The following is an 18,329-nucleotide window of genomic DNA, read 5'->3' on the forward strand; positions in this document are numbered from 1 at the left end:
CCGGCGCTCACGCGCGCATCCTGAGTCCGCGCGGGTTCGCCACGAAGCCGGCCGCGACGAGGGCGTCGCCCAATGCGGTGCCGAGGGAGAACTCGCCGTCCACCTTCTCGACGGTGAGCTTCTCGACTCCGCGGGAGCGCACGAGCTGCGCGAACGCGCCGGCCGCGTCGGCGAGCGCGGTCTCGTCGCTCGTGAAGGTGAGCGCCGTCTTGCCGCCGCGCTCGAGGTAGACGGCGAGCTCGCCGTCGACGATCGCGACGAGCGCGCCGGCCTTGCGTCCGGGCCGGTGCCCCTCGCCCTGCGGCCACGGCAGGGCCGCGCCGAACGGGTTCGCGGGGTCGGTCGCCGCGAGGGCCAGCACCGGCCGGGGCCGGTCGCGCGCGTCGTCCTGCGGCACGAAGGTGCGCAGCCGGTCGACGCTGCCCGCGGTGCCGAACTGGGCGGCTCCGAGCTTCTCGATGAAGTAGCCCCGGCGGGCGCGGCCCTGCTGCTCGAAGCCGCTGAGCACCTTGTAGGCGAGCGCGAAGCCGCCGAGCACGCCCTCCGCCTGCACGGAGCCGCGAGTGACGATGCCGTACCGCTCGAGCAGCACCTCGCCGAGCGCGTGACCGCGGATGGTGGGATCGGACTCGGCGAGCGGCACGATCGACCAGCGCCCGCCCGCGGTCGGCGGGCCGACCCGGGTCTGCATCGTCGGCCGGGTCATCATGCGGCCGCGGGGCGCGCGGGCCCGGGCCGGTGCGCGCGGCTGGCGGTGCGCTCCTCCGCTGGTGCCGACGAGGGTGCGCAGCGGAGCCAGCGTGTCGTTGGTGAGCAGCCCCGCCCAGACGAGCTCCCAGAGCGCGTCGACCAGGGCGGAGTCGTCGGTCGAGCCGACCGCATCGGACAGCTGACGGAAGAAGTAGCCGCCGCCGGAGCCGAGGACCCCGACGATCTCCTGCTGCAGCTCCCCGAGCGGCAGCGTCTCTCCGGGCACGGGCAGGGTGAGCCCGGCCGTCTCGGCGAGGTGCAGGCTCACCCAGCCGTCGTTGCCGGGCAGTGTGCCGGCGCCGGCCCAGAGCACCTCGCCGGTGGCGGTGAGCTCGTCGAGCAGGGCGGGGGAGTAGTCGCGGACGCGGGAGGGCAGGATCAGCGTCTCCCAGGCCGACGCGGGGATCGGCGCTCCGGCGAGCTGGTCGATGACGGAGGCGACGCCGTCGATGCCGCGGAGCGACCCGCCGACGTGCTGCCAGGCCGGCAGGAACCGCCCGTAGGTCGCGCCGTCGACCGGCTCGACCTCCTTGCGGAGCGCCGCGAGCGAACGGCTCCGGAGCCGGCGGAGCACCTCGGCGTCGCACCACTCGCTGCCCGTGCCGTTCGGCCGGAACTCGCCCTCGGTGACCCGCCGCTCGCCCGAGAGGCGGCGGAGCGTGTCGGTGACGACCGCGACGCCGAGGCCGAGCCTCGTCGCGACGGCGGCGGCGATGAAGGGGCCGTGGGTGCGCGCGTAGCGGGCGACGAGGTCGCCGAGCGGATCGCGCACCGGGTCGATGAACGCGACCGGCACGCCGATCGGCAGGGGTACGCCGAGGGCGTCGCGGAGCCTCGCCGCATCCTCCATCGCCGCGTAGCGCTGCTCGCCGCCGAGGCCGACGGGCAGGACGCGCTTCGCCTTCACGAGTTGGGCGACGACCGCCTCGAGCGTCTCGCGCCCGATCGGAGGAGCGGCCGCGACGTCCGCCGATGCGACGGACTCCTCGACGAGGCGCTCGCCCAGCTCGTCCATCGTCAGAGGACCGAGCAGGCGGAGCAGGTCGGCCGCGCCCTCGAGCCCGCGCAGACGCCGCTCCGGTTCGACGCGCTGCAGCTCGCGCTCGATCTGCGCGAGGACGACCGGGTCGAGCAGCTCGCGCAGCTCGGCGCGGCCGAGCAGCTCGCCCAGGAGCGCCGCATCGACCGACAGCGCGGCGGCCCGGCGCTCGGCGAGCGGACTGTCGCCCTCGTACATGAACGCCGCGACGTAGCCGAAGAGCATCGACCGGGCGAACGGGCTCGCGGTCGGCGTCTCGACCTCGAGGATCCGCAGCTCGCGCCCGTCGAGCCGCGCGGCCAGGCGCAGCAGCGCGGGCAGGTCGTAGACGTCCTGGAGGCACTCGCGCACGGTCTCGAGGATGATCGGGAAGGTCGGGTAGGTGCGCGCGACGTCGAGGAGCTGCGCGGCGCGCTGACGCTGCTGCCAGAGCGGTGAGCGCTTGCCGGGGTTGTAGCGGGGCAGGAGCAGCGCCCGCGCCGCGCACTCGCGGAAGCGGGCGGCGAAGAGGGCCGACCCGCCGACCTCGCTCGTCACGAGCGACTCGAGCTCGTCGCGCTCGAACAGGAAAAGCTCGGCGCCGGGGGGTTCCGACTCGGTGTCGGGGATGCGGACGACGATGCCGTCGTCGCCGGCCATCGCCGCTCCGTCGACCCCGTGCCGCTCGCGCACGCGCGCGCCGACGGCGAGGGCCCACGGGGAGTGCACCTGCATGCCGTACGGCGAGTGGAGCACGAGCCGCCAGTCGCCCAGTTCGTCGCGGAAGCGCTCGAGCACCAGCGTGCGGTCGTCCGGGATCTGCCCGGTGGCGATCCGCTGCTCGTCGAGGAACGACAGCAGGTTGTTCGTGGCGTACTCGTCCAGGCCCGCCTCCGCGCAGCGCGCCCGCGCCGGATCGGCGGCCGACCCGCCCAGCTCGCGGGTGAACGCGCCGATCGCCTCGCCGAGCTCGGCGGGCCGGCCCTGGGAGTCGCCCTTCCAGAACGGGAGGCGGCCCGGCTCGCCGAACGCGGGCGTCACGATCACGCGGTCGTAGGTGATCTCCTGGATCCGCCAGCTCGTCGCTCCGAGTGCGAAGACGTCGCCGACGCGCGACTCGTAGACCATCTCCTCGTCGAGCTCGCCGACGCGGTTGCCGGTGGAGCCGGGCTCGCCGACCATGAAGACGCCGAAGAGCCCGCGGTCGGGGATCGTGCCGCCGCTCGTGACGGCCAGGCGCTGCGCACCGGGCCGTCCGGTCAGCGTGTTGGCGTCCCGGTCCCAGACGAGCCGGGGCCGCAGCTCCGCGAACTGGTCGGAGGGATACCGGCCGGACAGCAGATCGAGCGTCGCCTCGTAGGCGGAGCGGGGCAGCGACACGAACGGCGCGCTGCGGCGGACGGTGTCGAACCAGTCGTCGACGTCGAGCGCCTCGAGCGCCGTGGCGGCGACGGTCTGCTGCGCGAGGATGTCGAGCGGGTTCGCGGGGACCTGGATCGCCTCGATCAGCCCGGAGCGCATCCGCTCGGTGGTGACCGCGGAGTGCAGCAGGTCGGCCCGGTGCTTGGGGTAGAAGGCGCCGCGCGACACCTCGCCGACCTGGTGGCCGGCGCGTCCGACGCGCTGGAGGGCACTCGCGACCGACGGCGGCGTCTCGACCTGCACGACGAGGTCGACCGCGCCCATGTCGATCCCGAGCTCGAGGCTCGACGTGGCGACGACGCAGCGGAGGCGGCCGGACTTCAGGTCGTCCTCGATGATCGCCCGCTGCTCCTTGCTGACGGAGCCGTGGTGCGCGCGGGCGAGCAGCGGCTCGTCGTCGGGGGCGGACTGCCCGGAGCCGCTCGTGCCGCCGGCCGCGCCCATGAGCTCGGCCGGGGCCCGGCGGGACGCCCCCGTGGCCATCGACCCGATCGCCTCGTCGACGAGGGCCCCGACGGCGACGGGCTCGGCCGTCGCGCGGGCCCGCTCGAGGTCGGCCTCGCGGCGGTCCGCGTAGATCTCGTTCAGCCGGGCGGTGAGCCGCTCGGCGAGCCGACGCGAGTTGGCGAAGACGATGGAGGAGGTGTGCGCGAGCACGCGGTCGACGATCGACTCCTCGACGTGCGGCCAGATCGATCCGCTCTGCGGGCCGGTCGCCCCCATGGTCGAGCCCTCCTGCGGAGCGGCCGCCCCGAGCTCGGACATGTCCTCGACCGGCACGACGACCGTCAGGTCCCACTGCTTCTCGGACACCGGCGCCACGATCGACACCGGCGAGCGGCCCGCCAGGAACCGGGCGACCTCCTCGCGCGGGCGCACCGTCGCCGAGAGGCCGATGCGCTGGACCGGCTTCGGCAGCAGGGCGTCGAGGCGCTCGAGCGAGACCGCGAGGTGCGCCCCGCGCTTGGTCGAGGCGACGGCGTGCACCTCGTCGACGATCACGGTCTCGACGCCGCGCAGCGACTCGCGCGCGGCGGAGGTGAGCATCAGGTAGAGCGACTCGGGCGTGGTGATGAGGATGTCGGGCGGCGTCTTCTGCAGCACGCGCCGCTCGGCGGCGGGGGTGTCCCCGGAGCGGACGCCGACCGTGACGGTCGACGGAGCGACTCCGATGCCCTCGGCGTTCAGGCGCAGCGCCGTCTGCGTGACCCCGACGAGCGGGGAGCGGAGGTTGCGCTCGACGTCGACGCCGAGCGCCTTCAGCGGCGAGACGTAGAGGACGCGGGTGCGGTGCTGCGGATCCTCCGGCGGGGGGCCCTGCACGAGGCGGTCGATCGCCCAGAGGAACGCCGACAGCGTCTTGCCCGAACCGGTCGGAGCGACCACGAGCGCGTGCGAGCCCGACGAGATCGCCGACCAGGCCCCCTCCTGCGCCGCGGTGGGCGCTGGGAAGGCGCCCTGGAACCAGGCGCGGGTGGCGGGGGAGAAGCGCTCGAGAGCGCTGCCGCCGAGATCGGTGGGCATGATTCCATCCTCCCTGCCACCACCGACACTGGCCGCGGCGTCCGCCACGGGCAAACCCTTGACGCGGCGCCCGCCGTCGGCGGCTCAGCCGAACGCGCGGCGGATGAAGGCGCTCACGTCGGCGATCTCGGCCTGGCTCACTCCGTGCGCCACGCCCTCGTAGACGCGCGAGTCGAGCTCGGTGTGCGCCGGGAACCACGCGTCGCCCTCCGTCACCGCCCTCTCCGGGATGACCGTGTCCAGCGTCCCGCGACCGCGGAACACGAGGGGGCGCTCCCGCGCGAGGCGCTCATCCGCGTCATCGCCCTCGGGCAGCGGCACGACGAACCCCGAGAGGGCGACCGCGAACGCGAAGCGGCCCGGGGCGCGCCGGAGCAGCTGCACCGCCAGCGCCGCCCCCTGGGAGAAGCCCAGGAGTCCGATCGGGCCCGGGTGGTCGAGCGCTTCCAGCCAGTCGAGGACGTCCTGAGTCGGCTGCTCGACCTCGGCCGGATCGGTACGCGACTCCTCCGGATCCATGGGCAGCCGCAGCGGCCACCACGCGTTCGCCCGCCCGTCCAGGGCGAGCGGGGCGCGCAGCGACGCGAGCACCGGCTCCAGCGGCAGGTACGCGCCGAGCGAGAAGAGGTCGCCCTCGTGCGAGCCGTAGCCGTGCAGGAGCACCAGCAGCGGGCGTCCCACCCGGTCCTTCTCGGAGGAGGACCACAGCACGGCGTTCGGATCGATTCCCATGACTCCATCATCGCCGCCGGCCCCGCCGCGCCCGCTGCGAAACCGGACCGACATGAACGTCGGGTAAGAATGGCTCCATGAGCGTGCGTACCCCTGACCCCAACTCCGGGTGGCTGTCCGACGACGAACTCGCCGAGATCCGCCGTCGGCTCCCGCTGCTGTACGTCGAGGCGGTGCCCGTGCGCGTCGACGGGCTCGGCCAGGTCACGGAGGTGGGCGTGCTGCTGCGCGCGACGGCGTCGGGCCAGATCACGCGCACGATCGTGTCGGGTCGGGTGATGTACGGAGAGACGCTGCGCGACGCCCTCTTCCGGCACCTCGAGAAGGACCTCGGCCCCATGGCGTTCCCGCTGCTGCCGGCGAGCCCGCTGCCCTTCCACGTCGCCGAGTACTTCCCCATGCCCGGCATGGGCCCCTTCACGGACGAGCGCCAGCACGCAGTGTCCCTCGCCTACGTCGTCCCCGTGACCGGCACCTGCGACCCTCGCCAGGACGCCCTCGAGCTCACCTGGATGACCCCCGACGAGGCCTGCTCCGACGCCGTCTCCGCCGAGATGGAGGGCGGACGCGGCGCCCTGGTCCGCGCGGCCCTGGCATCGGTCGGAAGGCTGAGTTGAACTGTGCGCCGCGTGGCGGCGCACCGCAGTGGGCTTCCAGGGGTGGTCGCGTTCCGTGGAGCGTCGTGCGTTCCGCCTAGCGCGATCCGCTGACACGCGGATCGCGCGTTCGGCTTCGCCGTGCGCTTCGGCGCCTCACTTCGGAGGGGAAGCGCTGCTGCGACTTCCGTCGGAGGCGGCCGCGTTCCGTGGAGAGTGGTGCGTTCCGCCTAGCGCGATCCGCTGGCACGCGGATCGCGCGTTCGGCTCCGCGGTGTTCGTCTTGCGCGCCGCGGGGCGGCGCACCGCGGTCGGCTTTCCGGGGTGGTCGCGTTCCACGGAGCGTGGTGCGTTCCGCCTAGCGCGATCCGCTGGCACGCGGATCGCGCGTTCGGCTCCGCGGTGTTCGTCTTGCGCGCCGCGGGGCGGCGCANCGGAGCGTGGTGCGTTCCGCCTAGCGCGATCCGCTGGCACGCGGATCGCGCGTTCGGCTCCGCGGTGTTCGTCTTGCGCGCCGCGGGGCGGCGCACCGCGGTCGGCTTCCAGGAGTGGTCGCGTTCCATGGAGCGTCCTGCGTTCCGCCTAGCGCGATCCGCTCGCACGCGGATCGCGCGTTCGGCTCCGCGGTGTTCGTCTTGTGCGCCGCGTGGCGGCGCACCGCGGTCGGCTTCCAGGAGTGGTCGCGTTCCGTGGAGCGTCCTGCGTTCCGCCTAGCGCGATCCGCTGGCACGCGGATCGCGCGTTCGGCTCCGCCGCGCGCTTCGGCGCCTCCCTCCGGAGAGGAAGCGCTGCCGCGACTTCCGCCCGACGGGGGCGCGTGCCGCGGGGCGTGGTGCATCCCGCCTGAGGGGATCGCCTGGCCCGCGGACCGGGCGTCCCGCTGCGTGGCGTGGCGTGTTGCTTCGCTGGGGGGAGAGGAGCTGTCGCAACCACTGTGGAAGCAGAACCTCAGCTGAGAGCACCCGTCAGCGGCGATGGTGGCTGAGCTGACGTCCTGGCCGACGTTCTGCTCGTCCTTCGGCGTGCGGAACGGCGGTCCGCGTCGGAAGCGCACTCCGTTCGGCTCGCTCCTGCTGACCGGGTCCGTTCGTCTTCGAGAACGAGGACCGCTGGGCCGGCAGTATCGGGCCCGGAGCTCGGTTGCGAACATCGACCGCGGCGAACACCGTTCCGGGCACTACACGCTGTCGACGACTCGAGGCACCCCGTCACCGGGACCCACTTTTCAGTCGGACCGTACCCACGCACGCCCCCCCCAGCAACGACGAAGGCCGGGACCCCCTCCCACGGATGACTCCGCAGGAGGAACTCCCGGCCTTCTGTAGGTTCAGCGCGCCCACTTCACCCGCACATGCCGCCGAAGCAGCACCCACGAGGCGAACCGTCGATCCGCGTGCGAGCGGATCGGCGTAGCCGTTCGCGACACGCTCTGCGAATCGCGACCACCTCAGAGAGCCGACCGCGGTGCGCCGCCCCGCGGCGCACCAAGAAGCTCAGCCCTGCGCGCGTCGTCCGCCGCGGCGGGCGCCGCCGCCGGAGCCCTCGCGGGCGGGTGCGGCCGAGGAGGCGCCGCCGGTCGCGGTGCTGTAGAACGAGCGCGAGCCGCCCGAGGTCGACGCGGGGGCCGCGGAGCGGGTGCGTCCGCCGCGGGCGCCGCCGCGAGCGGCTCCGTCGGAGCCGGCGGTGCGGTCGCGACGGGGACGGTCGGAGCCGCCGGCGGGGGCCGCCGAGCGCTCTCCGCGTCCGCCGCGGGGGGCGGAGCCGGTGCCGTCGGTGCGGGCCGCGCGCTTGCGCTGCGCGTTCGCGCCCTGCGAGCGTCCGCCCTGCGACTGCCCGCGGGCGGGCTCGACGACGGCCGAGGGGGTCACGTACGCCGCGACGTCCCCGACGAGCTTCGCGACGGCGGCCGAGTCGGCCGTGACCTGCTGGGGCTGGACCTGGATGGCGGCCTTGCGCAGGAGCGTCTTCACGTCGCCGCGCTGCGTGGGCAGCACGACGGTGACGACGTCGCCCTCCGAGCCGGCGCGGGCGGTGCGGCCCGAGCGGTGCAGGTACGCCTTGTGCTCCATGGGCGGGTCGACGTGGATGACGAGCTCGACGTCGTCGACGTGGACGCCGCGGGCGGCGACGTCGGTCGCGACGAGCACCTTCACGTCGCCGGCGCCGAACGCCGCGAGGTTGCGGTCGCGGGCGACCTGGGAGAGGTTGCCGTGCAGGTCGACGGCGGGGATGCCCTGGCCGGTGAGCTGCTTGGCGAGCTTCTTCGCGTGGTGCTTGGTGCGCATGAAGAGGATGCGGCGGCCGGTGCCGGACGCGAGGGTCTTCACGAGGGCGTTCTTGGAGTCGAGGCCGTCGACCTCGAACACGTGGTGGGTCATCAGCGCGACGGGCGAGTTGGCCTCGTCGACCGAGTGGAGCACCTCGTTCTGCAGGTACTTCTTGACGAGCTTGTCCACGCCGTTGTCGAGCGTGGCCGAGAACAGCAGGCGCTGACCGCCGCGCGGCGTCTTGTCGAGGATGCGCGTGACCACGGGAAGGAAGCCCAGGTCGGCCATGTGGTCGGCCTCGTCGAGCACGGTGATCTCGACGGCGTCGAGGTTGACGAAGCCCTGCTTCATCAGGTCCTCGAGGCGGCCGGGGCAGGCCACGACGATGTCGACGCCCTGCTTGAGGGCCGCGACCTGGCGCTGCTGCGAGACGCCGCCGAAGATCGTCGTGGTGACGATGCCGTAGGCGTCGGCGAGGGGCTGCATGGCCGCGGTGATCTGGGTGGCGAGCTCGCGGGTCGGCGCGAGGACGAGTCCGAGCGGGCGGCCCGGGCGGCGGCGGCCGCCGGCGAGCGATCCGCCGAGGCGGGCGATCATCGGGATCGAGAAGGCGAGGGTCTTGCCCGAGCCGGTCTTGCCGCGTCCGAGGACGTCGCGGCCGTTGAGGGTATCGGGCAGCGTGTCGACCTGGATCGGGAACGGCTCGGTGATGCCGTTCGCGGTCAGGGCCGAGACGAGGGGAGCGGGGACGCCGAGAGCGGCGAAGGTGGGGATGGACGACATGGATGGTGCCTTTCGGGGCATCATGCCGATCCGACAGCGCAGGCGTACGGCCGGGCGCGGGTGATCGGCTTTCGGGCGAAGGTGACGGTGGTCACATCCGTTCGCCGTACGAAGCTGTGCGCGCGGCCGGAGGCCTCATGCACGGTGCGCCAGATGGTCGGGACGAGGTCCTCGACGGTCAGAGTCCTCAGGGGACAAGGGGCGTTCTACGACGCGGGGGAGCGCAGACTTCGCGCTCGCACCCCACAAGCCTAGCGGACTCCGGTCGCTCGCCGCATCGGAGCCCGCCTTCCGGGCGCGTCTCAGCCCTTGTAGCGCTCGCCCACCGGCACCTCGACGGCGAGCGTGTTGCCGGCCTGCGCGAGCGGGCACGCCCATGCCGGGTCGTACGCGCAGGAGGGGTTGTAGGCGAAGTTGAAGTCGAGCACCAGGGTCGACGGGGCGCTCCCGGGGCCGAGGTCGGCGCCCTTCACGGTGTCGAGCAGGTAGCGTCCGCCGCCGTACGTGCCGCCGGGGGTCCCGGCCAGCGCGTCCTTGACCGGCAGGAAGAGCCCGCCGCCGTAGGAGCCGAGCCGCCAGACGTCGAGCATCCCGGCGCGGGGGATCTCGACGGTGCCGATCAGCTCGAACGGCACGGTCCCGTCCGTCCCGGTCTCCACGTCCATCCTCCGCGGCTCCTCGGCCGGGGCGACCTCGAGCTCGAACCGCCACGAGGCGTCGTAGGGAGCGATGGCGAGGGAGCGGAAGTGAGCGCGGTCCGCCGGCAGGAGCGGAGTGGAGGGGTGGCGCGCGAAGAGCGCGTTGCGCCCGCGGATCCACGAGGCGTGCGCCGAGAGCAGGTCCACGTTGGAGAGGCGGCGGACCTCGGCGTAGAGGGCGTGCACGTGGCGTCGCCAGTCGGCGACCTCGATCGCCGACACGAGTCTGCGGCGGGGCGAGACCTCGTCCGACTCGTCCGACTCGTCCTCCGCCGAGGGCCACTGGAAGCGGATCAGCTCGGCGCGGGAGAGCTCGACCTCCTCCTCCGCGGTGCCGTCGGGGCTCACTCCGCCGCCTCCCCGCGGGGGCGCGCATCCGCGCCCACGTCGTGACGCCAGGTCGGTGCCAGCGAGCGGATGCGGATGCCGCGCCACTGCCAGAACGCCCACATCGACGGCCACAGCGCGGGTGAGGCGAGCCCGGCGCTGAACTCGAGCTTGTCGCGGAATAGCGTGCGCCCGTCCGGGAGCGGAGCGACCGCCATCCGGTGGTCCCAGGCGGTGATCAGCCGCAGAGCGCCCGAGAGCGGAGCGCCGCTGTCGCGCAGGATCCGCACGTCCGGCATCGACGGCACGCGCCGGTACGAGAGGTCGATCTCCTGCGCGCCCATCGGCACGATCCCGAGCGCGTCCATCGCGACGTCGTGCGGGCCCAGCCCCCACGTCGGCCGGAAGCCGCCCTCGTCCAGCGACGCGGCGGTCAGGAGGGGGGACATCACCTCGCGGAACACGGCCGGGCTCTGCAGAGCGCGCCAGGCGGAGTCCACGTCGGTGTCGAGCACGTGCTTCAGCATCACCTTCACGACGCCCATCCTCCTCCGCAGGGCCCTGTGCCGTCACCGGGTGCGCGGGAGCGCTCGGCCGTGTATGCGCCCGGTACCGTGTCAGGGTGAACGCCGCGTCCTCCGCCCACGACCAGTCGACCTACCAGATCCGCTTCGACTGGGGTCCGCGGGCGCTGCGCGTCCTCGCCCCCGCGCACATCACCGTCGTCGTCGACGCGCTGCCCGGCGGCCGGGAGCTGCCCCTCGACGGCGTCGAGGGCCGCGTCGTGCGGGCCGGACTCGCCGACCGCACCGCCGTCGCCCGGTGGATCCTCGAGCGCCAGCACGAGAACGGCGGCCGCACCAGCGTCAACGTGGTCGCCGCGGGCGACGTCGACGAGGACGGGGCCGCGCGCTTCACTCTCGAGGACCAGCTCGCCGCGGGCGCGCTCATCGACGCCCTCATCACGCTCGGGATCGACCACACCTCGCCCGACGCGGCGGTCGCGTCCGCCTCGTTCGCCGGGCTCCGCCGCGCCTGCTCCCACCTGCTGTCGGCGTCGCCGTCGGGTCGTGCGCTGAAGGAGTCGGGACGGGCCGACGAGGTCGCCGCCGCGGCCCGTCTCGACTCGGTCGCCGACGTCACCGTCCTGCGCTGAGGGCCCCCTCGACCGCCGGCCCCGGAGCGGCGTAGCGTTCGCACGGAGCGCTCCCGCTCGCACCGCCCCCGCGACCGAACCCGAAAGCTGGCCCGCATGAAAGCCGTCCTCCACGACGTCGTCCTCGCCGACGCCCCCGACTCCGACCTCATCTCGATCGAGGGCAACTGGTACTTCCCGCCCTCGAGCGTCGCGACCGACCTGCTCGAGCCGAGCGACACCCCCTACACCTGCCCGTGGAAGGGCGAGTGCCAGTACTTCTCGGTGAAGTCCGACGACGGTCTGCTGAAGGACCGCGCCTGGTCCTACCCGACTCCGTACCCCACCGCGTTCGACCGCGTCGGCAAGGACTTCTCGGGCTACGTCGCGTTCTGGAAGGAAGTCCGGGTCATCGACTAGCGGCCGGCCGCGCGCGCCGCGCTCCGACTGCGGTGCGCGCGGACCTTCGCCCGGTTGCCGCAGCGCTGCATCGAGCACCAGCGGCGCGTGCCCGCCCGCGACGTGTCCAGGTAGAGCATCCGGCAGTCCTCGGCGTCGCAGCGGCGGAGTCGCCCCGCGCCCGAGCCGCCCAGCAGCTCGACCCCCTCCCGCGCGATCGTCGAGAGCGCCTGGCGGGCCGCGGCGGTCGCCCGGCCGGCCCGCCGCGATCCGCCCGACAGCATCGGCGGGATGTCCGGCATCGCCGCGAAGAGGTTGAGCACGTCGACGTCCCCCGGCTCCCCGGAGCCGCCCTGCTCGGCGGCCTCCGCCAGCCGCGCGATCGCGTCCCGCAGCATCAGAGCGTCGGCCAGGTCGGCCTCGCGTCCGCCCTCGTCCAGCGCGTCGAACCGCTCGGCGAGCCAAGCCCCCAGGGCCTCGCCCGAGGGCAGCCGCTCACCGGGGGCGCCGCGCATCGCGCCGGTGAACGCGAAGTCGAGCGCGAGGCTGCCGGAGTCGAACCACCAGCGCCGGCCGTCGGCCTCCTCGAGCCACTGCCCCGTGCTGGGCGCGCGACCGCGGATCGCGCGCGGCTCGCCGGTCGCGCTCACGCCGCCGGGACCGGGCGCCGGCGCCACTGGATCGCGTTCGCCGCCTCGAAGCGCCGGGCGCAGCGTCCGCACGCCAGGGGGCGGGACGGCCGGCGGTGCCGGTAGAAGAGGTGTCCGCTCGGGCAGGTGCCCACCCACGGCGCCAGCTCGTCGGCGGTCGGGTTGCTGTGCGTGCGCGAGCCGGTGTACCCCAGGCGAGCGGCGATGCCGCGCCACGCGGCTCCGTGCCCGGCGGTCGGGCCGGCGAGCGCGTGCGCGACCTCGTGCAGGAGGGTCTGCCGCACCTCCTCGTCGCTCCAGCGGGCGGCGAGGTGACGCGAGAGGGTGATCCGCCGGTCACTCCAGTGGCAGGCGCCGCCCCGCGTGCGCGCGTGATCGAAGCCGAAGCTCCAGGAGTCGTCGAGGTGCTCGACGAGGAGCTCCTCGGCCCACGCCCGGACCTGCTCCAGCTCGGCCACGCGTCCGCCGTCCCGTCGGGGGAGCCGTCAGGCCTGGTCGGCGCTCTCGGCGCCGTCGGAGTCGTCGGTCGCCGCGGCGTCCTTGGCGCCGTCGGCCCGGCGGCGCCCGCGGACGGTGCCCTCGGTCCGCTCGCGCGTCGAGCCGCCCTGGAACTCGGTCGCGGCGGCGAAGCCCACCCGTGCGATCTCGAGCTCCTCCTCCGGGACGCCCACGCGCTCGCCGAGCACGGTCGCGGCGTCGAAGTCGCGCGCGGCGCGGCCGTACTCGCCGAGCTCGAAGGACGCGAGGCCCCGGTGCTTGAGCGCGAAGGAGTGCTCGAGGTGCCACTCGTGGGTGCGCGCCTCCTCGACGCACAGCGCGAGCTCCGAGAGCGCCTCGTCGGGGCGCCCGCGCAGCTGCATGAGCCGGGCCCGGCGGACGCGCGCGGTCAGCAGCTCGGCGCGGTCGCCCGAGAAGCGGGTGCGGCGGACGGCCTCGTTGGCCAGGTCCCAGGCCTCGTCGAGCCGGCCGAGCAGGCGCAGCAGCTCGGCCTTCTCGGTGAGAGCGGCGAGGGAGCGGAGCGCGCCGATCTCCTCGAGGCGCTCCTGGGCGGCGTCGACGTCGATCTCCTCGCGGAGCGTCGCGGGATCGTGGCGGATGATGATGCTCAGAGCAGTGCTTCCTCGTGGGGTGCGGATCCGGTGCGTCGCGGGTCGTGTGCGACGAGCGGGCGGCCGCTCGGGCCGGCCCAGTTTACGGGGCGGAGCGCACGGCTCTCCTCCGGACGCGCCCATCCGACGAGGGTCAGCCGCGCCGCACCTGGAAGATGCTGCGGGCCGGCAGCGGCGAGGGCGTGGCCGTGTCGTCCGTGACGGCGGAGGCGCCCGCGACGAAGTTGTCGAGCTCGCGGCCCTGCACGAGCTTCGCGGGCGCGGGGTCGGAGGCCAGGCGCCGCGGCAGTGCGTCGACCGGCAGCGGCGCGGCGGAGGCGAGCATCACCACGTTCCCGAACCGCTTCGCCTTGAGCATCTGCGTGTCGGTCATGATCGCGGTGTGCGCGAAGACGGAGGAGAGGGTCGCCGCCTGCGCGCGGGCGAACGCGAGCGCCCCTCCGTCGGCCACGTTGACGGCGACGACGCCCCCGGGCGCGAGCAGCGGGGCGATCGCGGAGTAGAACTGCGTGCTCGTCACGTGCGCCGGCGTCCTGGCCCCCGAGAAGACGTCGACGACGACGACGTCGATGCTGCCGAGGAGTCCGGGCGGGAGCTTGCCGAGCACCTCGCGGGCGTCGCCCTGGCGGATGCGGATCTGGGCTCCCCGGGGCAGCGGCAGCGCCTCCCGCACCAGCTCGACCAGCGCGCCCTCGATCTCGACGACCTGCTGGCGCGAGCCCGGTCGGGTCGCGGCGACGTAGCGGGGGAGGGTGAGTGCCCCGGCGCCCAGGTGCAGCGCGGTGACGGCCTCGCCCTCGGGGGCGAGCAGATCGATGGCGTGACCGATGCGGCGCACGTACTCGAAGGACAGGTGCGTCGGATCGGCCAGGTCGACGTGCGACTGCGGCGTCCCGTCGACCACGAGTGTCGCGGCGTCGGGGGAGTGCCGGTCGGGCTCGATCTGCGCGAGGTAGCCGCTGGAGAGCACCGCGCGGGGGTGCTCGGCGTCGTCGCCGCGTCGGCGTCCGGTTCGTTCCTGCATCCCCTCAGTCTGAGGGACGCGGCACCCCGACGGCGGCCTGCCCGGGGCGTATACCGGACCCCGCGACACGACGCAAGGATCTGCACTTGCGCGGCGTGGCGCGATGCATCTATATTTGTACTTTGCGCTCCCGAGTACCCACGCCCTCATATTGCGGTCGGCAGGTCACCGGAACCCGGCATCAGATGGTGGATGCCGATGCCACACTCTAGCCCCCACCCCGAAGACCGTGTCGAAACGGTCCCTGCGGCGTGTGGAGGGCGGGTGTCGGCCCGCCCGGCGGGAGCCCACTCCACACATCCCACAGATTGAGACCCGCGAGGGTCTACGGAGGTTCCTTCCTTGGCTGCTGCGCCCAACGCAACCACCACCTCACCCAAGAACGGACGCGCCGCATCGCGTCTCTCGTTCGCCAAGATCAGCGACACCCTGACGGTTCCGGATCTGCTCGCACTGCAGACCGAGAGCTTCGACTGGCTCGTCGGCTCGGAGGCGTGGAAGACCCGCGTCGCCGAGGCGAAGGCCGCCGGCCGGGAGGACCTCCCCGCCAACTCCGGTCTGGACGAGATCTTCGAGGAGATCTCCCCGATCGAGGACCTCAGCGAGACGATGCAGCTGAGCTTCACGAACCCGTACCTCGAGCCCGAGAAGTACACGATCGAGGAGTGCAAGGAGCGCGGCAAGACCTACGCCGCTCCTCTGTACGTCGAGGCCGAGTTCATGAACCACCTCACGGGTGAGATCAAGACCCAGACGGTCTTCATGGGCGACTTCCCGCTCATGACCGAGAAGGGCACGTTCATCATCAACGGCACCGAGCGTGTCGTCGTGTCCCAGCTCGTCCGCTCGCCGGGCGTGTACTTCGAGCGCCAGCAGGAGAAGACGTCCGACAAGGACATCTACTCCGCCCGCGTCATCCCGAGCCGCGGTGCGTGGCTCGAGTTCGAGATCGACAAGCGCGACCAGGTCGGCGTGCGCATCGACCGCAAGCGCAAGCAGTCGGTCACCGTCTTCCTGAAGGCCCTCGGCCTCACCAGCGAGGAGATCCTCGAGCAGTTCGCCGGCTACGAGTCGATCGAGCTGACGCTCGAGAAGGACAACATCCTCACCAAGGAGGACGCTCTCCGCGACATCTACCGCAAGCTCCGTCCGGGCGAGCAGGTCGCCGCCGAGGCCGCCCGCGCGCTGCTGGACAACTTCTACTTCAACTCCAAGCGCTACGACCTCGCGAAGGTCGGCCGCTACAAGATCAACCGCAAGCTCGGCATCGACAAGGCGCTGTCCGACTCGGTCCTGACGGTCGAGGACATCATCGCGACCATCAAGTACCTGGTCGCGCTGCACGACGGCCGCACCACGCTGCCGGGTGTCCGCGAGGGCGCTCCTGTCGACCTGCGCCTGGACGTCGACGACATCGACCACTTCGGCAACCGCCGCATCCGCGCGGTCGGCGAGCTGATCCAGAACCAGGTCCGCACCGGCCTGTCCCGCATGGAGCGCGTCGTCCGCGAGCGCATGACCACGCAGGACATCGAGGCGATCACGCCGCAGACCCTGATCAACGTCCGCCCCGTCGTGGCCGCGATCAAGGAGTTCTTCGGAACGTCGCAGCTGTCGCAGTTCATGGACCAGAACAACCCGCTCGCGGGTCTGACCCACAAGCGCCGCCTGTCGGCGCTGGGCCCCGGCGGCCTCTCCCGTGAGCGCGCCGGCGTCGAGGTCCGCGACGTCCACCCGTCGCACTACGGCCGCATGTGCCCGATCGAGACCCCGGAAGGCCCGAACATCGGCCTGATCGGCTCGCTCGCGTCCTTCGCGCGCATCAACTCGTTCGGCTTCATCGAGACCCCGTACCGCAAGGTCGTCGCGGGTCGCGTCACCGAGCAGATCGACTACCTCACCGCGTCCGAGGAGGACGAGTACCTGGTCGCCCAGGCGAACGCCCCCCTCACCAAGGACTTCCACTTCGCCGAGGGCAAGGTCCTGGTCCGCCCCAAGGGCGGAGAGGTCGAGCTCGTCGACGCCGACCGCGTCGACTACATGGACGTCTCCCCGCGTCAGATGGTGTCGGTCGCGACCTCGCTGATCCCGTTCCTCGAGCACGACGACGCGAACCGCGCGCTCATGGGCGCGAACATGCAGCGCCAGGCCGTCCCGCTGCTGCGCAGCGAGTCGCCCGTGGTCGGAACCGGCATGGAGGGCTTCGCGGCCATCGACGCCGGCGACGTGATCACCGCCGACAAGGCGGGCGTGGTCCAGGAGGTCTCCGCCGACTCCGTCACCGTCCAGCTGGACGAGGGCGGAACGCAGACCTACTTCCTGCGCAAGTTCGACCGCTCCAACCAGGGCACCTCGTACAACAACCGCGTGGTCGTCTCGGCCGGCGAGCGCATCGAGGTCGGCGAGATCGTCGCCGACGGCCCCGCCACCGAGAACGGCGAGCTCGCGCTGGGCAAGAACCTGCTCGTCGCGTTCATGCCGTGGGAGGGTCACAACTTCGAGGACGCGATCATCCTCAGCCAGAACCTGGTGAAGGACGACGTCCTCTCCTCGATCCACATCGAGGAGTACGAGGTCGACGCCCGCGACACCAAGCTCGGCAAGGAGGAGATCACCCGCGACCTCCCCAACGTCAGCCCGGAGCTCCTGGCCGACCTGGACGAGCGCGGCATCATCCGCATCGGCGCCGAGGTCCGCCCCGGCGACATCCTCGTCGGCAAGGTCACGCCCAAGGGCGAGACCGAGCTCTCGGCCGAGGAGCGCCTGCTCCGCGCGATCTTCAACGAGAAGAGCCGCGAGGTCCGCGACACGTCGCTGAAGGTGCCCCACGGCGAGCAGGGCACGATCATCGGCGTCAAGGTGTTCGACGCGCAGGACGGAGACGACGAGCTCGGCTCGGGCGTCAACCAGCGCGTGGTCGTCTACATCGCCCAGAAGCGCAAGATCACCGAGGGCGACAAGCTCGCCGGCCGCCACGGCAACAAGGGCGTCATCTCGAAGATCCTGCCGGTCGAGGACATGCCGTTCCTCGCCGACGGCACCCCGGTCGACATCGTCCTCAACCCGCTCGGCGTCCCCGGCCGCATGAACTTCGGCCAGGTCCTCGAGATCCACCTCGGGTGGATCGCGAAGCAGGGCTGGAAGGTCGACGGCGAGCCCGAGTGGGCCGCGCGCCTGCCCGAGCACGCCCGCGAGGCGGCGCCCGGCACCAAGGTCGCGACCCCCGTGTTCGACGGCGCGGCGGAGGAGGAGCTCGCAGGGCTCCTCGACTCCACCACCCCGACGCGCGACGGTGAGCGCCTGATCGGCTCGTCCGGCAAGACGCAGCTGTTCGACGGACGCTCCGGGGAGCCCTTCCCGGACCCGGTCTCGGTCGGCTACATGTACATCCTGAAGCTGCACCACCTCGTCGACGACAAGATCCACGCGCGCTCGACGGGCCCGTACTCGATGATCACCCAGCAGCCGCTCGGTGGTAAGGCGCAGTTCGGTGGACAGCGCTTCGGCGAGATGGAGGTGTGGGCCCTCGAGGCCTACGGTGCCGCCTACGCGCTGCAGGAGCTCCTCACCATCAAGTCGGACGACATCCTCGGCCGCGTGAAGGTGTACGAGGCCATCGTCAAGGGTGAGAACATCCAGGAGCCGGGCATCCCCGAGTCCTTCAAGGTCCTCATCAAGGAGATGCAGTCGCTGTGCCTGAACGTCGAGGTCCTCTCGGCCGACGGCACCGCGGTCAGCCTGCGCGACACCGATGACGAGGTCTACCGCGCCGCGGAAGAGCTCGGCATCAACATCTCCTCCCGGTTCGAGTCGTCCTCCGTCGACGACATCTGATCCCGCGCCAGCATCTGACGACCTCCCGTCTCTGACGAGACACCTGTTTTCCGACAAGGAG

The 18,329-nt window shown here is 72.7% G+C and carries 13 protein-coding genes; 4 read left to right on the top strand and 9 right to left on the bottom strand.

Annotation, left to right across the window (positions count from 1 at the left end):
* Window positions 1-7: 7 nt before the first annotated feature.
* Both ASF48_RS04400 and ASF48_RS04405 read right to left on the bottom strand, forming a co-directional pair.
* The gene (locus tag ASF48_RS04400; RefSeq protein ID WP_055786965.1) at window positions 8-4,714 is read right to left on the bottom strand and encodes an ATP-dependent helicase; all 4,707 of its coding nucleotides are present in this window, start codon (window positions 4,712-4,714) and stop codon (window positions 8-10) included.
* Between the two features lie 84 nt (window positions 4,715-4,798).
* Window positions 4,799-5,446, bottom strand: a complete 648-nt coding sequence (locus ASF48_RS04405; RefSeq protein WP_055786968.1) for an alpha/beta hydrolase — start codon at window positions 5,444-5,446, stop codon at window positions 4,799-4,801.
* A 77-nt stretch (window positions 5,447-5,523) separates the two neighbouring features.
* Here ASF48_RS04405 and ASF48_RS04410 point away from each other — a divergent pair, with 77 nt between their 5' ends.
* Window positions 5,524-6,063: an NUDIX hydrolase family protein gene (locus ASF48_RS04410; RefSeq protein WP_055786971.1), complete on the top strand. Its 540-nt coding sequence runs from the start codon at window positions 5,524-5,526 to the stop codon at window positions 6,061-6,063.
* Between the two features lie 1,472 nt (window positions 6,064-7,535).
* Here the strand turns inward: ASF48_RS04410 and ASF48_RS04415 are convergent.
* From ASF48_RS04415 to ASF48_RS04425, 3 genes are all read right to left on the bottom strand, one after another.
* Window positions 7,536-9,092, bottom strand: coding sequence for a DEAD/DEAH box helicase (locus ASF48_RS04415; protein WP_082480976.1), 1,557 nt, complete (start codon window positions 9,090-9,092; stop codon window positions 7,536-7,538).
* A gap of 302 nt (window positions 9,093-9,394) precedes the next feature.
* Window positions 9,395-10,012: a DUF1684 domain-containing protein gene (locus ASF48_RS04420; RefSeq protein WP_055788932.1), complete on the bottom strand. Its 618-nt coding sequence runs from the start codon at window positions 10,010-10,012 to the stop codon at window positions 9,395-9,397.
* A 122-nt stretch (window positions 10,013-10,134) separates the two neighbouring features.
* Window positions 10,135-10,662, bottom strand: coding sequence for a hypothetical protein (locus ASF48_RS04425; protein WP_055786976.1), 528 nt, complete (start codon window positions 10,660-10,662; stop codon window positions 10,135-10,137).
* Window positions 10,663-10,739: 77 nt separating this feature from the next.
* On the opposite strand from ASF48_RS04425, the gene ASF48_RS04430 reads away from it, so the two are divergent.
* Window positions 10,740-11,273, top strand: a complete 534-nt coding sequence (locus ASF48_RS04430; RefSeq protein WP_055786980.1) for a 2-phosphosulfolactate phosphatase — start codon at window positions 10,740-10,742, stop codon at window positions 11,271-11,273.
* A gap of 96 nt (window positions 11,274-11,369) precedes the next feature.
* Window positions 11,370-11,672, top strand: coding sequence for a DUF427 domain-containing protein (locus tag ASF48_RS04435; protein WP_055786984.1), 303 nt, complete (start codon window positions 11,370-11,372; stop codon window positions 11,670-11,672).
* On the opposite strand, the gene ASF48_RS04440 is transcribed toward ASF48_RS04435, so the two are convergent.
* Genes ASF48_RS04440 through ASF48_RS04455 form a run of 4 tightly spaced genes read right to left on the bottom strand, consistent with a single transcriptional unit; the run spans window position 11,669 to window position 14,434 of the window.
* The gene (locus tag ASF48_RS04440) at window positions 11,669-12,301 is read right to left on the bottom strand and encodes a CGNR zinc finger domain-containing protein (RefSeq protein WP_082481095.1); all 633 of its coding nucleotides are present in this window, start codon (window positions 12,299-12,301) and stop codon (window positions 11,669-11,671) included. The genes ASF48_RS04435 and ASF48_RS04440 overlap by 4 nt on opposite strands.
* Window positions 12,298-12,759, bottom strand: a complete 462-nt coding sequence (locus ASF48_RS04445; RefSeq protein WP_055786988.1) for a SprT-like domain-containing protein — start codon at window positions 12,757-12,759, stop codon at window positions 12,298-12,300. Before ASF48_RS04445 ends, ASF48_RS04440 begins: the two co-directional genes overlap by 4 nt.
* Window positions 12,760-12,786: 27 nt before the next feature.
* Complete coding sequence (locus tag ASF48_RS19740) at window positions 12,787-13,533, bottom strand: tetratricopeptide repeat protein (RefSeq protein ID WP_200930966.1); 747 nt, start codon at window positions 13,531-13,533, stop codon at window positions 12,787-12,789.
* Between the two features lie 10 nt (window positions 13,534-13,543).
* Window positions 13,544-14,434, bottom strand: a complete 891-nt coding sequence (locus ASF48_RS04455; RefSeq protein ID WP_055786992.1) for a spermidine synthase — start codon at window positions 14,432-14,434, stop codon at window positions 13,544-13,546.
* Window positions 14,435-14,776: 342 nt separating this feature from the next.
* Here ASF48_RS04455 and rpoB point away from each other — a divergent pair, with 342 nt between their 5' ends.
* Window positions 14,777-18,268, top strand: a complete 3,492-nt coding sequence (gene rpoB / locus ASF48_RS04460; RefSeq protein WP_055786995.1) for a DNA-directed RNA polymerase subunit beta — start codon at window positions 14,777-14,779, stop codon at window positions 18,266-18,268.
* The last annotated feature ends 61 nt before the right edge of the window (window positions 18,269-18,329 follow it).

The organism is Rathayibacter sp. Leaf299 (assembly GCF_001423055.1).
Classification (GTDB): domain Bacteria; phylum Actinomycetota; class Actinomycetes; order Actinomycetales; family Microbacteriaceae; genus Rathayibacter; species Rathayibacter caricis.